The sequence below is a fragment of the Streptomyces sp. TLI_053 genome, assembly GCF_900105395.1.
GTDB lineage: Bacteria > Actinomycetota > Actinomycetes > Streptomycetales > Streptomycetaceae > Kitasatospora.
Window position 1 is genome coordinate 4,215,449 of sequence record NZ_LT629775.1, and the last position, 13,481, is coordinate 4,228,929.

Genomic DNA, 13,481 nt, shown 5'->3' on the forward strand with positions numbered 1-13,481 from the left:
CTCCCCTACTCGCCGGGCACGTCCTGAAGCACGCCCAGCCGGTCCGCGAGGACGGCCGGGTCGGTGGTGGGGGCGTCGCAGGTGAAGTGGCGGCAGACGTACGCGGCGGGCGCGCCGTCGACCAGCGGCCGGCCGGCCAGCAGCGGGACGTCGTCGCTGCCCGCGCCCGGTTCCCCGAACGCGACCACCGCTCCGGGAGCGGTGCCCAGCAGCGCGGTCCGGTGCAGCGCGACCGTCGCCGGGTCGCCGGCCGGGCCGATCACCGCGACCTCGCGCGGCCCGTCGGCCAGTGCCTCGGCGGCGGCCAGGCCCCAGCCGACGAACCGGGGCGCGCGCGGGGCCAGCGCCCCGACGATGCCGAGCGCCCGCTCGGCGGCGGTCCGGTGGCGCTCCGAGCCGGTGTAGGCGGCGTAGCCGAGCAGCGCGTTGGCGGCGGCGGTCCAGCCGGACGGGGTCGCGTTGTCGGTCGGGTCCTGCGGACGCCGGATCAGCTCCTCGGCGTCGTCGGCGGTGTCGTAGAGGGCGCCGGTCGACTCGTCGGCGAAGTGCTTGAGCACGGTGTCGAGCAGCCCGCCGGCCAGCTGGAGCCACTCCGCCTCGCCGGTGACGGCGTACAGCGCGAGGAAGCCCTCGGCGGTGTCGGCGTAGTCCTCCAGCACACCCGCGTTGGCGCCGGGTCGGCCGTCGCGGGAGGTGCGCAGCAGCCGGCCGTCGGGGGTGAGGTGGACGGCGAGCAGCAGATCGGCGGCGCGTTCGGCGGCGGCGACGAGGTCGGGCCGGTCCAGCAGGGCGCCGGTCTCGGCGAGGGCGGCGATCGCCAGGCCGTTCCAGGCGGCGACCACCTTGTCGTCCCGGGCGGGCGCCGGTCGCTCCGCGCGGGCCGCCAGCAGGCGCGCCCGGATCGCCTCGTACTCGGCGTGGTCCTCGGGGTCGGCGAGGAGCTGGAGCACGGAGGTGCCGTGCTCGAAGGTGCCCTCGGCGGTGACGGAGAACAGCCGGGCGGCGGTGGCCGCGTCGGCCGGACCGAGCAGGTCGACCAACTGGCCCGGCTCCCAGACGTAGTAGGCGCCCTCGCTGCTGGCGCCGGTCTCCTCGTCGAGGCTGTCGGCGTCCAGCGCGGAGGCGAACGCGCCCTCGGGGGTGCGCAGTTCGCGCAGCAGGAAGTCCGCGGTGGAGAGCGCCGTCCGGCAGGCCAGCGGGGAGCCGGTGGCCCGCCACAGGTGCAGGTACGCGCGGAGCAGCAGCGCGTTGTCGTAGAGCATCTTCTCGAAGTGCGGTACCACCCAGCGGGCGTCCACCGCGTACCGGGAGAAACCGCCGCCGAGCTGGTCGTGGATGCCGCCGCGGGCCATCGCCTCGCCGGTGCGGACGGCCATCTCCAGCGCCGCCGCGGACCCGGTCCTGGCGTGGTGGCGCAGCAGGTACTCGATCACCATGGCCGGCGGGAACTTCGGCGCCCCGCCGAAGCCGCCGTGCCGCTCGTCGAAGTCACGGCCGAGCCCGACCAGCGCCTCGTGCAGCCCGGCCTCCCCGGGCGGCGTGTGCACCCCGCTGCCGACCGCGTAGACGGAGGCCCGCTCGGCCAGGTCGGCCCGGATCCGCCCGGCGACCTCGCCGACCTCGTCCCGCCGGTCCCGCCAGGCCGCGTGCACGCCCTCCAGCACCTGCCGGAACGAGGGCATGCCGTGCCTGGGCTCCGGCGGGAAGTAGGTGCCGAAGTAGAACGGCTCCTTCTCGGGCGTCAGGAAGACGGTCATCGGCCAGCCGCCCTGCCCGGTCGCCGCCTGGACCGCCTCCATGTAGACGGCGTCGACGTCCGGCCGCTCCTCCCGGTCGACCTTGACGGCGACGAAGCGCTCGTTGAGGTACGCCGCCGTGCCGTCGTCCTCGAAGGACTCGTGGGCCATCACATGGCACCAGTGGCAGGCGGCGTACCCGACGCTCAGCAGGACCGGTACGCCGCGGCGCTCCGCCTCGGCGAAGGCCTCCGGTCCCCACGGCCACCAGTCGACCGGGTTGTCGGCGTGCTGCTGCAGGTACGGCGAGGTGGCGTCGGCGAGGCGGTTCGGCATGCCCCCATCCTTGCGCATCGGCGCCCGGGAAGGGGGCAGGACCTCACTCCTTCGGGGCCTCCGGCTCCTCGGCGAAGTCGACCTTCTTGAACTGGCGGTTCATCGACTTGGCCAGGAACCAGGTGGCCACGCCGAGGGCGGCGAAGACGACGAAGCCCAGCAGGCCGGGGGTGACCTTGGCGTCGTCGACGGCGAGCTCGGCGGCGAGGTGGGTGAGGTTCACGGGGGCACTCATATCTCTATGGTGGCCCGGCTCACGGGGAGCCGGGCCGTCGGGGGGTGCTTCAGTCCCGCGTGTCGGCCGACTCGGCCGTCAGGCTGGGGGTACGCAGACCGGCGAACAGGTCGTCCTCCGGCAGGTCCACGTCGACCAGGGTACGGGCGAGCTCGTAGTCCTCGGTGGGCCACACCTCGCGCTGGACCTCCAGCGGCACCCGGAACCACGGGCCGTCCGGGTCGATCTGGGTGGCGTGCGCGATCAGCGCGCGGTCCCGGGTCTCGAACCAGTCGTCGCAGCGGACCCGGGTGGTGATCTCGCGCTCCTTGCGGCCGCTCTTCTCCCAGCCGGCGATCCACTCGCCGTAGGGGGACTCGTGGCCGTTCTCGCTGAGGTACTTGTGCAGGGCGCGGATCCGGCCCATCGGGAAGCCGTGGTTGTAGTAGAGCTTCAGCGGCTGCCAGGGCTCGCCGGCCTCGGGATAGGCGTCCGGGTCCCCGGCGGCGTCGAAGGCCGCCATGGTGATCTTGTGGGTCATGATGTGGTCGGGGTGCGGGTAGCCGCCGTTCTCGTCGTAGGTCGTGACGACCTGCGGCTTGAACTCCCGGATCAGGCGGACGAGGGGTTCGGCCGCCTCCTTGACGTCCTGGAGGCCGAAGCAGCCCTCGGGCAGCGGGGGCAGCGGGTCGCCCTCGGGCAGGCCCGAGTCGACGAAGCCCAGCCAGGCCTGCTTGATCCCGAGGATCGCGCGGGCCTCGTCCATCTCCTTGCGCCGTACCTCGTGGATGTTCTCCTCGATCTCCGGCTTGCCCTGCAGCTTCGGGTTGAGGACCGAACCGCGTTCCCCCCCGGTGCAGGTGGCCACCAGCACGTCCACCCCCTGGTCGACGTACATGGCCATGGTCGCCGCGCCCTTGCTGGACTCGTCGTCCGGGTGTGCGTGCACCGCCATCAGTCGCAACTGCTCAGTCAACGCGTGCGTTCCTTCCACAAATGTCCGGGCGTCCCGCGTTGTCCGGTCCGCCCGTCGTCCGAGCCGCTCTCGGGGCCGCGTCACCGCGGGACCGGCCGCGGCGTACGGCGCGACACGGCCGAGCCCCGCCCCCGCCGGACCGGCCGCGGGCGTGCCCCTCCTATAGTGACGGACTGGAGGAGCCCCGCATTCCCCCGCACCACCCGCGCGGCCTCCTCCCCACGAGAGGACTGAGCCCCATGAGTGCTGGCACCCGGACCCCGCAGCTCCCCGAGGGGCGCTACGGGCGGCGCGGCGACCGCGAGACCGACCGCCGGCTCAAGGTGATCGGCGCGGTCTGCGGGGTGCTGGCGCTGGGCCTGATCGCCTGGCTGGGCAGCTCGTACCTGATCCGGGAGACCCGGATCAACGGCACCGTGCCGACCTTCCAGGCGGTCTCGGACAGCGAGCTCCAGTTGCACCTGGCGGTGCGCAAGAGCGAGGGCACGGCCGGCAGCTGCACCGTCCGCTCGCAGGGCGAGGACGGCGCGGTGGTCGGGGTCGCCGACTTCCCCGTCCCGGCGGCGGGCACCGGCTACGACGCGGTGGTCAGCCTGCGGACCACCGCCCGCGGCACCACCGCCGAGCTGCTGGGCTGCACGCCCGCGTGACACCCGCCCGGGAATTCGGTGGCGGCCGCCCTGCTGGTCGGCGCATATTCACCCGGGCGGGCGGGCATCCGTAGGGGAGTCCCGCGCACCGGTCCTGTACATCCCGGCGCAACGCCGCCGTCAATGACGCGCCAACGACCCTCCCGATTGTCGGCAGGAGTTGTTAGGCTCGTGGTTTCGCCCCTTCCGCACCAGCTGGTACGGGAGCGGGCGTTGCTTTGTAGTTAAGACCGTTATCAGCACCCACCTACGCGCTGACGACTCACACCCTCAGCACAGCCCCAGCACCTACGAGGAGCCCCCGTGACCCAGACCAGCGAGAACGTGACCTGGCTCACTCAGTCCGGCTACGACCAGCTCAAGGCCGAACTGGATCACCTGACCGGCCCCTGGCGGATCGAGATCGCGCAGAAGATCGAGGCCGCGCGTGAGGAGGGCGACCTCAAGGAGAACGCCGGCTACCACGCGGCCAAGGAGGAGCAGGGCAAGTACGAGCTGCGGATCCGCCAGCTCACCCAGCTCCTGGAGCGCGCCAAGGTCGGCGAGGCCCCGGCCGACTCGGGCGTGGTCGCGCCGGGCATGGTCGTCACGGTCGCCTTCGACGGCGACGTGGACGACACCATGAAGTTCCTGCTGGGTTCGCGCGAGGTCGCCGGCGACGACGACCTGGAGATCTACTCGCCGCAGTCCCCGCTGGGCCGCGCCATCGACGCCAAGACCATCGGCGACGAAGCGACGTACGAGCTGCCGAACGGCAAGCAGGCCATGGTCAAGATCATCGAGGTCAAGCCCTACACCGGCTGATCCTCCCTCCGCCGCTCCGGCGGACATGCGAAGGGCGGCCGCGGCATCTGCCGCGGCCGCCCTTCGCGCGTCCGTGTCCGGGCCCGGCCCGCCCCTCGGCACCGGGCCCGTCCGCCCCCGCTGCCGGCCCGGCCCGCTCAGCCCGCGGCCGAGCGGTACTTGCGCACCGAGAGCCAGGAGAACACCGCGATGATCACCAGCGACCAGAGCACCGACATCAGCTCCGCGTGCTGCATCGGCCAGACGTCGTCCACCGGCCCGACCTGGTTGCCGAAGAGGTTGCGGCAGGCCTGCACGGTTGCGCTGAACGGGTTCCAGTAGGCGATCGCCTGCAGCCAGCCCGGCATCGAGCTGACCGGTACGAAGGCGTTGGAGATGAAGGTCAGCGGGAACAGCCAGATCAGCCCGGCCGAGGTGGCCGCCTCCGGACTGCGCACCGAGAGGCCGATCAGCGCCCCGATCCAGGAGAACGCGTAGCCGAGCAGGAGCAGCAGCCCGAACGCGCCCAGCGCGGACCAGAACCCGTGGTGGATCCGCCAGCCGACCAGCAGCGCCACCACCGCGAGCACCACCAGGGTGAAGGCGGTCTGGCAGAGGTCCGCCAGGGTGCGGCCGACCAGCACCGACGAGCGGGTCATCGGCAGTGAGCGGAACCGGTCCACCAGCCCCTTGGACATGTCCTCGGCGATGCCGGCCGAGGCCCCCGCCACCGCGAAGGTGACGGTCTGGGCGAAGATGCCGGCCATCAGGAACTGGATGTACGTCGAGGAGCTGGACTCCGTCCCGGGGATCTGGATCGCGCCGCCCATGACGTACGAGAACAGCAGGACGAACATCACCGGCTGCATCAGCCCGAACACCACGATCTCGGGGATCCGGGTCATCCGGCGCAGGTTCCGCTTGGCGACCACCCACGAGTCGTGCAGCACGGCGGCCACGCCCCGGCGCTGCTTGGGCACCGCCCCGCCGATGGCGTGCTCGGTGGCACTGGTCATCTCAGCGCTCCTTCCCGGCCGGCACGGCCCGTTCGTCCGCGCCGGAGCCGGAGGCGCGGCCCTTGCCGCCGCCCTCCTCCTGGTCGGCCTCGGTGTGGTGGCCGGTGAGCGAGAGGAAGACGTCGTCCAGCGTCGGCCGGCGCAGGCCGATGTCGTCGATCTCGATCGAACGGGCGTCCAGCTCGCGGATCACGTCCGCGAGCACCCGGGCGCCGCCGCTGACCGGGACGGTGATCCGGCGGGTGTTCTTCTCCAGCGCCGGCTCGCCCAGCGCGTAGCCGGACAGCGCGGCCACCGCCTCGCCGACCAGATCGGCCCGGTGCACCACGACCTCGATCCGCTCGCCGCCGATCTGCGCCTTGAGCTGGTCGGCAGTGCCCCGGGCGATCACCCGGCCGTGGTCGACCACGGCGATGTCGTGGGCGAGGCGGTCGGCCTCCTCCAGGTACTGGGTGGTGAGCAGCAGCGTGGTGCCCTGCTCGACGAGGGTCTCGATGACCTCCCACAGGGCGAGCCGGTTGCGGGGGTCGAGACCGGTGGTGGGCTCGTCCAGGAACATCACCGGCGGCCGGACCACCAGGGCGGCGGCCAGGTCGAGGCGGCGGCGCATACCGCCGGAGTAGGTCTTGGCGATGCGGTCCTTGGCCTCGGTGAGGTTGAACCACTCCAGCAGTTCCAGCGCCCTGGCCTTCGCCGCGCGGACCGGCATCTGGTAGAGCTCGCCGACCATCTGGAGGTTCTCGAAGCCGGTGAGGTACTCGTCGACCGCGGCGTACTGGCCGGAGAGGCCGATCAGGCTGCGGACCCGGTTCGGGTGCTTGAGGACGTCGACGCCGGCCACCGTGGCACGGCCGGAGTCGGGCTGGAGCAGGGTGGTGAGGACGCGCACGGTGGTGGTCTTGCCGGCGCCGTTCGGGCCGAGCAGCCCGAGCACCGTGCCCTCGGGGACGTCGAGGCTGACGCCGTCCAGGGCTCGTACGTCGCCGAAGGTCTTCACCAGGTTCTCGGCTTGGATGGCTGGCGCCATGGGCCTGTCTCATCTCCTCGGGAGGGACGGAAGGGCGGGGACGACTGCGCGGGACAACATGTGGTCTGTCCCACTCTGCCCCCGATCCCGGTGGGCCAGCGACTCCGGAGCCCCCCGCTCCTACGCGGAGACCACGAACCCCGCGTCCCGCAGCTCGCCGAGCACCGCCGCGCAGTGCTCCGGGCCCTTGGTCTCCAGATGAAGGTCCACCTCCACCTCGGTCAGCCCCAGCCGGGGGTCGACCCGCACGTGCGCCACGTCCAGCACGTTGGCGTCGACCTCGGTCAGCACTCCGAGCAGGCCCGCCAGCGCCCCCGGGCGGTCCGCCAGCCGCACCCGCAGCGAGAGGTACCGGCCTGCGGCCGCCAGGCCGTGCCGCAGCACCCGCTGCATCAGCTGCGGATCGATGTTGCCGCCGGACAGCACCGCCACCACCGGCCCCTCGAAGGACTCCGGCCGCTCCAGCAGGGCCGCGATCGGCGCCGCCCCGGCCGGCTCCACCACCAGCTTCAGCCGCTCGAGACCGAGCAGCAGCGCCCGGGACAGCGAGTCCTCGGACACCGTGCGGACCCCGTCCGCCAGGGTGTTGACGATCTCGAACGGCACGTCCCCGGGCCGGCCCACCATGATCCCGTCGGCCATGGTGGCGAACCGCTCCAGCGAGACCGGACGGCCCGCCGCCAGCGAGGGCGGGTACGCGGCGGCGGCCGCCGCCTGCACCCCCACCACCCGGACGTCCGGCCGCAGCGGCTTGACCGCCGCCGCGATCCCGGCCAGCAGACCGCCGCCGCCCACCCCGACCAGCACGGTCCGCACCTCGGGGCACTGCTCCAGGATCTCCAGTCCGACCGTGGCCTGGCCGATCACGATGTCCCGGTGGTCGAACGGGTGGATGAACACCGACCCGCTCGCCTCCGCGTACCGCTGCGCGGCGTGCAGCGCCTCGTCCACGGTCGTCCCGTGCAGCCGCACCTCGGCGCCGTACTCCCTGGTCGCCGCCACCTTGGGCAGCGGCGCGGCCAGCGGCATGAAGACGGTGGAGCGCACGCCGAGCAGCGAGGCCGCCAGCGCCACCCCCTGGGCGTGGTTGCCGGCGCTGGCCGCGACCACCCCGCCCGCCCGCTGCACCGGCGAGAGGCCCGCGATCCGGACGTACGCCCCGCGCAGTTTGAACGAGCCGGTGCGCTGGAGGTTCTCGCACTTCAGGTGGACCGGAGCGCCCACCAGCGCGGAAAGGTGGCGACTGCCCTCCATCGGCGTCGTCCGGGCCACCCCGGCGAGCATCTTCTGGGCGCCGCGGACATCGTCGAGGGTGATCGGCCAGCTGTGCATGACAGCAGCCTAGGGCTCTCCGGCGTCCCGTCCGGGGACGTCGGCCCTGTTCCCGGGCCCGCCCGGCCCGCGTACGCTGCTGCTTCTGAGCCTCTCTCACCGCATGACGATCGTGAGCCGCGATGACGACGACCTCGCCCCTGGCCTCCGACCTCACCGACCCCGTGCACACGCAACTCCAGTACCAGCTGGCGCTGTTCGCCCGCAGAATGGAGCAGGTCCGCGGATCCGACGGAGTGGCCGCCCTGGTCCGGGCCGCCTACCTGCTGCTGGAGCGGCTGGAACGGCTCGGCCCCGCCAACGTCAAGGCCCTGGCCGACGCGCTGGGGGTCGACTCCTCCACCGTCACCCGGCAGGTCGCCCCGCTGGTCGCGGCGGGCCTGGTCGGCCGGGTGCAGGACCCGGCCGACCGACGTGCCGTCCGGCTCGCCCTGACCCCGCTCGGCGCCGACCGGCTGGCCGAAGTCCGGGCGGGGCGGACGGAGTTGACACGTCAGCTGGTCGCCGACTGGCCGCCCGAGGAGCAGCAGGTCTTCTGCGCCCTGCTGGCCCGCTTCAACCACTCGATGGAGTCGTACTCGGCGGGCCGGCAGGGCGCCTAGCGAGGCCGGACGACCGGCGACCGGCGACCGGCGACCGGGAGGCGCTACTTGCCCAGCGCCTGCTGGAGATCGGCCAGCAGGTCGTCGATCGACTCGATGCCGACGGAGACCCGCACCAGGTCGGCCGGCACCTCGAGCGCCGAACCGGCCACCGACGCGTGGGTCATCCGGCCCGGGTGCTCGATCAGCGACTCCACACCGCCCAGCGACTCACCGAGGGTGAACAGCTCGGCCCGGTTGCAGACCTCGACCGCCGCCTCCTCGCCGCCGTTCACCCGGAACGACACCATGCCGCCGAAGGCCTTCATCTGCTTGGCGGCGATGTCGTGGCCGGGGTGCTCGGGCAGGCCCGGGTACAGCACCTGGCTGACCTTGGGGTGGCCGGCCAGCAGCTCGGCGACCTTCTCCGCGTTCGAGCTGTGCCGGTCCATCCGGACGCCCAGGGTCTTGATTCCGCGCAGCACCAGCCAGGCGTCGAACGGGCCGGAGACCGCGCCCATCGCGTTCTGGTGGTAGGCGACCTCCTCGGCCAGGCCGGCCTCGGCGATCACCAGGGCGCCGCCGACCACGTCGGAGTGGCCGCCCATGTACTTGGTGGTCGAGTGCACGACCACGTCGGCGCCCAGCGCGATCGGCTGCTGCAGGTACGGGCTGGCGAAGGTGTTGTCGACGACCAGCAGCGCGCCGGCGCCGTGCGCGATCTCGGCCAGCGCGGCCAGGTCGGTGATGCCCAGCAGCGGGTTGGACGGGGTCTCCACCCAGACCGCGCGGGTGTTGGGGCGCAGTGCGTCGCGGACCGTGGACAGGTCCTGGGTGTTGGCCACGGAGAACTCGACGCCCCAGCGGGTCAGCACCTTGGCGAAGAGCCGGAAGGTGCCGCCGTAGGCGTCGTTGGGGATCACGATGTGGTCGCCCGGCTTGAGGATCGTCCGCAGGAGCGTGTCCTCGGCGGCCAGGCCGGAGGCGAAGGCGAGCCCGCGGGAGCCGCCCTCCAGCGCGGCCAGGCACTCCTCCAGCGCGGTGCGGGTCGGGTTGGCGCTGCGGCTGTACTCGTAGCCGCCCCGCAGGCCGCCCACCCCGTCCTGCTTGTAGGTGGACACCTGGTAGATCGGCGTGACGACGGCCCCGGTCTGGGGGTCTGCTTCCTGACCCGCGTGGATGGCGAGAGTCTCGAAGCCCTGGGGAAGCTGGTGCTCGGTCATGCTCCGAGCGTAGTCGGCGAACGCCCGGCTGCCGCCCGGAAGGCGCCCGGCCGCCGGGGACTGTCCGGAATCCCCGGGCGGGCGACGGTGTTGGAACCTCCGCAACCCCTGTCGAACCCGTTGGAGCAGGCCGTGCTGTTCAACCGCCACAAGACCTCGCTCGTCCCCGCCGACCAGGCTCTTCCCGGCCGGGCGGCCCCCGGCTTCACGCTGCGCGATCCGCACACCGTCCTCGGCCACCCGCTGACCGGGCCGTACCCCGAGGGGCTCGAGGTCGCGGACCTGGGACTGGGCTGCTTCTGGGGCGCCGAGCGGACGTTCTGGCGGCTGCCCGGAGTCTGGACGACGCTGGTCGGCTACCAGGGCGGCCACACCCCGAACCCGACGTACGAGGAGGTGTGCAGCGGCCTGACCGGGCACACCGAGGCGGTGCGGGTGGTCTTCGACCCGGCGGTGATCTCCTACGAGCGGCTGCTGAAGACCTTCTGGGAGGCGCACGACCCGACCCAGGGCAACCGCCAGGGCAACGACGTGGGCACCCAGTACCGCTCCGCGGTCTACACCCACTCCCCCGCCCAGGCGGCCACCGCGACCGCCACCCGGGACGCCTTCCAGCCGGCGCTGACGGCGCTCGGCCTCGGCCCGATCACCACCGAGATCGCCCCGGCCGGCCCGTTCTTCCCGGCCGAGCCGTACCACCAGCAGTACCTCTCGGACGCCAAGAACCCGAACGGCTACTGCGGTCTGGGCGGCACCGGCGCCAGCTGCCCGATCGGGGTGGCCAGCACGGGTACCCAGGGCTGATCCTCCGGGGTCCGCCCCTGGTCCGCCGGGGGTTCCGCCCCGGGCCCGACGGGCGCAGACTGGAGGGACCAGGAGGGCGGCCGCACCATCCGCCCCGGTGGTGCGGCCGCTCCTGTCCCGAGGAGACCCGAGGAGCACCCCATGGCCGGTCTCATCCGCAGGAACTTCGACACCGATGCCGAGGAGGTCCGCCCGTTCGAGGCGGACACCGGCGAGCTGCGCCTGGTCCACCTGGACGCCGGGGGCGTCGGGCGGGCGGTGTTCCGGCCCGGCTGGCAGTGGTCCCGGCACGTCAAGCCGATCGCGAAGACGGACAGCTGCCAGGCCGCGCACGTCGGCTACATGATCTCGGGGCGGCTGAGGATCGTCATGGACGACGGCGAGGAGAGCGAGTTCGGCCCAGGCGACTTCATGGTCTGCCCGCCCGGCCACGACGCCTGGGTGGTCGGCGACGAGTCGGCGGTCGTCCTGGACTGGCAGGGCTACGGGGACTACGCCAAGCGCTCGTGAGCACCCCGGCCGGCACGGCCCCCGGCCGACCCGGCCCGGCAGGGGTCGGCCCCGCCGGACCTCGCGCGGGGGTGGTGGCCAGCCCCGCCGGACCTCGCGCGGGGATGGTCAGCCCCGCCGGACCTCGTGCATGAAGCACCCGAACTCCACCGCCCGGACGTGCACCACGGCCACCTCCGGGTCGGCGAGCAGCACCGCCGCGCCCGCCTCGGCGGCCTCCGGCAGCACCACGGCGCCGCCGAGGATGTGCCCGCGCCGGTCGTAGGCCCGCAGCACCCGCTGCCCGCCGTGGAAGCCCTCCGGCCAGCCCTGCCCGGTCGCCGGGCCCGCGCACGGGCCGTCGTGCACGAACACCGGGCCGAGTTCCTCGTACGGGCCGGGCTCGGCCCCGGTCTCCGCGGCCCAGCGCCGCAGCGGCGCGTAGCTCAGCAGGGCGATCCGCTCCCCGGCCCCGGCCCGGGCCAGGCAGCAGCGCAGCGGGGCTCCGCCGGTCACGTCGACCGAGCGGACCGGCGGGCGGCCGGCGTCGTCGCGCACCAGCAGGGAGCGGTGCACGGCCGGGTCGATCGCCCGGACGGTCAGGACGGACGGGGCGGGCGGAGCGGGAGGAGTGGAGGTCGTCATGCCTCCACCCTCCCGCCGCCGCCCCCGGGAGTCCGGCGGTTTTCGGCCCTCGCGTTCGACCGCGTTCCACCGGCCCCGTCAGTCCCGTCAGTCCCGTCGGCGCCGTCAGTCCTGCCGGCCCCGTCAGCCTGCCGCCGGTGCGCCCGTGCCGCCGCCCGCGGTGGCCCAGGGGTCGGACCGGCGCGGAGCGATCAGGTCCGCGAGCCGCGTCCCGTCGGCGGCCCAGGCCGCGACCGAGGGGGCGGCGTCGGGTCCGGCCGGTCCGGAGGAGGAACGGGCGGCCCCGGGAACCACCGCGTAGTAGGCACTCCAGCCGTTCGGCTCCGTGGTGGTGACCAGGGTGGCGAGGACCTGGACACCGTTGAGCTCGACCATGACCCGGGCCGCCGCCGGGCCCAGGTACAGGCCGGTCACCACGGTCCGCTCACCGTCCCCGAGGCTCTGCGCCCCGATGGTGGGCCGGCTGTGGTCGAGGTTGTCGCTGGTGGTGTCGCGGCAGCCGAACGGCTGCTCCCACGATCCGGTGGCCTGCTCCCACCTCTCGACGCAGGATCCGGTCGCGGTGACGCCCATCCGGTAGCCCTCGGCGATCGTGAGCCGCTTGCCGGGCTCCACCAGCTGGACCGGGGAGTCCGGCTGCGCCCCGGCCCCGGTGGCGGCCGGCACCGCCGACGCCGCGGGGGCCGCGCCGGGCAGCACGGCGGCCGTCGTCGTGACCGCCGCCCCGGCCGCGCCCGTCGCGCCGCCGGCCGGCCGGGGGTCGCCGACGGTCAGCGCCGTCCCCCCGCAGACCAGGGCGACCGCCAGCGCGGCCGCCCCGGTGCCCAGCCGCCGCCGGGCCCGGCGGCGCCGCGCCCCGGCGATGACCGCCGCCGGTTCGGGTCGCCCCGCCCCCCAGGCCGTGTCCTCGCGGGTCAGCAGTTCGCCGAGCCGCTCCTCGAATTCCGTGCCGCCGTTCATACCGCCACCTCGATGTCGCTCGGGTCGTGGCCCGCCGGACCGCCGGTGCGGTCGGCGAGTTCGGGCCGTGCGCGCAGCTTCGACAGCGCCCGGTGCAGCGTGGACTTGACCGTCCCGGGCGCGATGCCCAGTTCGGCGGCGGTCTCGGCCTCACTCAGGTCCCCGTAGTACCGCAGCACCACGACCGCCCGCTCGCGCCGGGTGAGGGCGGCCAGCGCCTGGCGCAGCAGTGCCCGCTGGGCCTGCTGCTCGGCGAAGTCCGCCGGCACCGGCCGGTCGGGGGCGTGGGCGGTGGGCAGCTCGCGGTTGCGCGTCCGCCGCCACCAGTCGCGGTGCTGGTTGACGACGATCCGCCGCACGTAGGCGGCCGGGTCGTCGGCGTTCGCGGTGATCCTGGGCCAGTGCAGGTAGGCGCGTTCCAGCGCGGACTGCACGATGTCCCCGGCCCGGTGCGGATCACCGGTCAGCAGCTCGGCCAGCCTGATCAGCCGTGGCCCGATGCCGACCACGAACACGCTGAACTCGGCGTCCAGGCGCTCCCTCTGCTCGCGTTTCACACCCCCCTGACTCCTCGGGGGGCGGGCGGGGTTCTGTCCGCACGGGCGGGAATTCGCGCGGGAGGGAGCCCCCGCGCGACCGGGGCACCCCGGGGCGCCGGTGACGGCCGTGCCGCAGGTGACGCCCGTGCCGCAGGTGACGCCCGCGGCGC

General features: G+C 73.8%; 15 protein-coding genes. 5 read left to right on the forward strand and 10 right to left on the reverse strand.

What is annotated here, in order from left to right; genetic code table 11:
• Positions 1 to 5 precede the first annotated feature (5 nt).
• From BLU95_RS16805 to mca, 3 genes are read right to left on the reverse strand one after another with little or no spacing between them, the layout of a single operon-like run.
• Positions 6 to 2,072, reverse strand: a complete 2,067-nt coding sequence (locus BLU95_RS16805; RefSeq protein WP_162497192.1) for a thioredoxin domain-containing protein — start codon at positions 2,070 to 2,072, stop codon at positions 6 to 8.
• A gap of 43 nt (positions 2,073 to 2,115) precedes the next feature.
• Positions 2,116 to 2,307: a hypothetical protein gene (locus tag BLU95_RS16810; protein WP_030307612.1), complete on the reverse strand. Its 192-nt coding sequence runs from the start codon at positions 2,305 to 2,307 to the stop codon at positions 2,116 to 2,118.
• Between the two features lie 49 nt (positions 2,308 to 2,356).
• Positions 2,357 to 3,262, reverse strand: coding sequence for a mycothiol conjugate amidase Mca (gene mca / locus BLU95_RS16815; RefSeq protein ID WP_093860742.1), 906 nt, complete (start codon positions 3,260 to 3,262; stop codon positions 2,357 to 2,359).
• Positions 3,263 to 3,501: 239 nt separating this feature from the next.
• Between mca and BLU95_RS16820 the strand changes: the two genes are divergently transcribed.
• Complete coding sequence (locus BLU95_RS16820; protein WP_093860743.1) at positions 3,502 to 3,912, forward strand: DUF4307 domain-containing protein; 411 nt, start codon at positions 3,502 to 3,504, stop codon at positions 3,910 to 3,912.
• A 303-nt stretch (positions 3,913 to 4,215) separates the two neighbouring features.
• Positions 4,216 to 4,716, forward strand: a complete 501-nt coding sequence (gene greA, locus BLU95_RS16825) for a transcription elongation factor GreA (RefSeq protein ID WP_093860744.1) — start codon at positions 4,216 to 4,218, stop codon at positions 4,714 to 4,716.
• Between the two features lie 137 nt (positions 4,717 to 4,853).
• Here the strand turns inward: greA and BLU95_RS16830 are convergent, their stop codons facing one another.
• The 3 genes from BLU95_RS16830 to ilvA form a co-directional block, all read right to left on the reverse strand.
• The gene (locus tag BLU95_RS16830; RefSeq protein WP_093860745.1) at positions 4,854 to 5,711 is read right to left on the reverse strand and encodes an ABC transporter permease; all 858 of its coding nucleotides are present in this window, start codon (positions 5,709 to 5,711) and stop codon (positions 4,854 to 4,856) included.
• A gap of 1 nt (position 5,712) precedes the next feature.
• Positions 5,713 to 6,738 (reverse strand): ATP-binding cassette domain-containing protein, encoded by a 1,026-nt coding sequence (locus BLU95_RS16835; protein ID WP_231978602.1) that lies wholly within the window; start codon positions 6,736 to 6,738, stop codon positions 5,713 to 5,715.
• 120 nt (positions 6,739 to 6,858) lie between these two features.
• The gene (gene ilvA / locus BLU95_RS16840; protein WP_093860746.1) at positions 6,859 to 8,070 is read right to left on the reverse strand and encodes a threonine ammonia-lyase; all 1,212 of its coding nucleotides are present in this window, start codon (positions 8,068 to 8,070) and stop codon (positions 6,859 to 6,861) included.
• A gap of 122 nt (positions 8,071 to 8,192) precedes the next feature.
• Between ilvA and BLU95_RS16845 the strand changes: the two genes are divergently transcribed.
• Positions 8,193 to 8,672 (forward strand): MarR family winged helix-turn-helix transcriptional regulator, encoded by a 480-nt coding sequence (locus tag BLU95_RS16845; RefSeq protein ID WP_093860747.1) that lies wholly within the window; start codon positions 8,193 to 8,195, stop codon positions 8,670 to 8,672.
• Between the two features lie 44 nt (positions 8,673 to 8,716).
• Here the strand turns inward: BLU95_RS16845 and BLU95_RS16850 are convergent, their stop codons facing one another.
• Positions 8,717 to 9,874: a cystathionine gamma-synthase gene (locus BLU95_RS16850; protein ID WP_093860748.1), complete on the reverse strand. Its 1,158-nt coding sequence runs from the start codon at positions 9,872 to 9,874 to the stop codon at positions 8,717 to 8,719.
• A gap of 132 nt (positions 9,875 to 10,006) precedes the next feature.
• Between BLU95_RS16850 and msrA the strand changes: the two genes are divergently transcribed.
• Together msrA and BLU95_RS16860 are read left to right on the forward strand one after the other, a co-directional pair.
• Entirely contained in the window at positions 10,007 to 10,678 is a 672-nt protein-coding gene (gene msrA / locus BLU95_RS16855; RefSeq protein WP_093864926.1) for a peptide-methionine (S)-S-oxide reductase MsrA, read from the forward strand.
• Between the two features lie 141 nt (positions 10,679 to 10,819).
• Positions 10,820 to 11,188, forward strand: a complete 369-nt coding sequence (locus tag BLU95_RS16860) for a cupin domain-containing protein (RefSeq protein WP_093860749.1) — start codon at positions 10,820 to 10,822, stop codon at positions 11,186 to 11,188.
• 108 nt (positions 11,189 to 11,296) lie between these two features.
• On the opposite strand, the gene BLU95_RS16865 is transcribed toward BLU95_RS16860, so the two are convergent.
• The 3 genes from BLU95_RS16865 to BLU95_RS16875 all read right to left on the reverse strand — a co-directional run bounded on the left by BLU95_RS16865 (position 11,297) and on the right by BLU95_RS16875 (position 13,329).
• A complete protein-coding gene (locus tag BLU95_RS16865) occupies positions 11,297 to 11,812 on the reverse strand; it encodes a DUF1203 domain-containing protein (RefSeq protein ID WP_093860750.1) in 516 nt (171 codons plus the stop codon).
• A gap of 123 nt (positions 11,813 to 11,935) precedes the next feature.
• Positions 11,936 to 12,772 (reverse strand): hypothetical protein, encoded by an 837-nt coding sequence (locus tag BLU95_RS42305; protein WP_093860751.1) that lies wholly within the window; start codon positions 12,770 to 12,772, stop codon positions 11,936 to 11,938.
• The gene (locus BLU95_RS16875) at positions 12,769 to 13,329 is read right to left on the reverse strand and encodes a SigE family RNA polymerase sigma factor (RefSeq protein ID WP_231978603.1); all 561 of its coding nucleotides are present in this window, start codon (positions 13,327 to 13,329) and stop codon (positions 12,769 to 12,771) included. The genes BLU95_RS42305 and BLU95_RS16875 overlap by 4 nt, the downstream gene beginning before the upstream one ends.
• Positions 13,330 to 13,481: the final 152 nt, after the last annotated feature.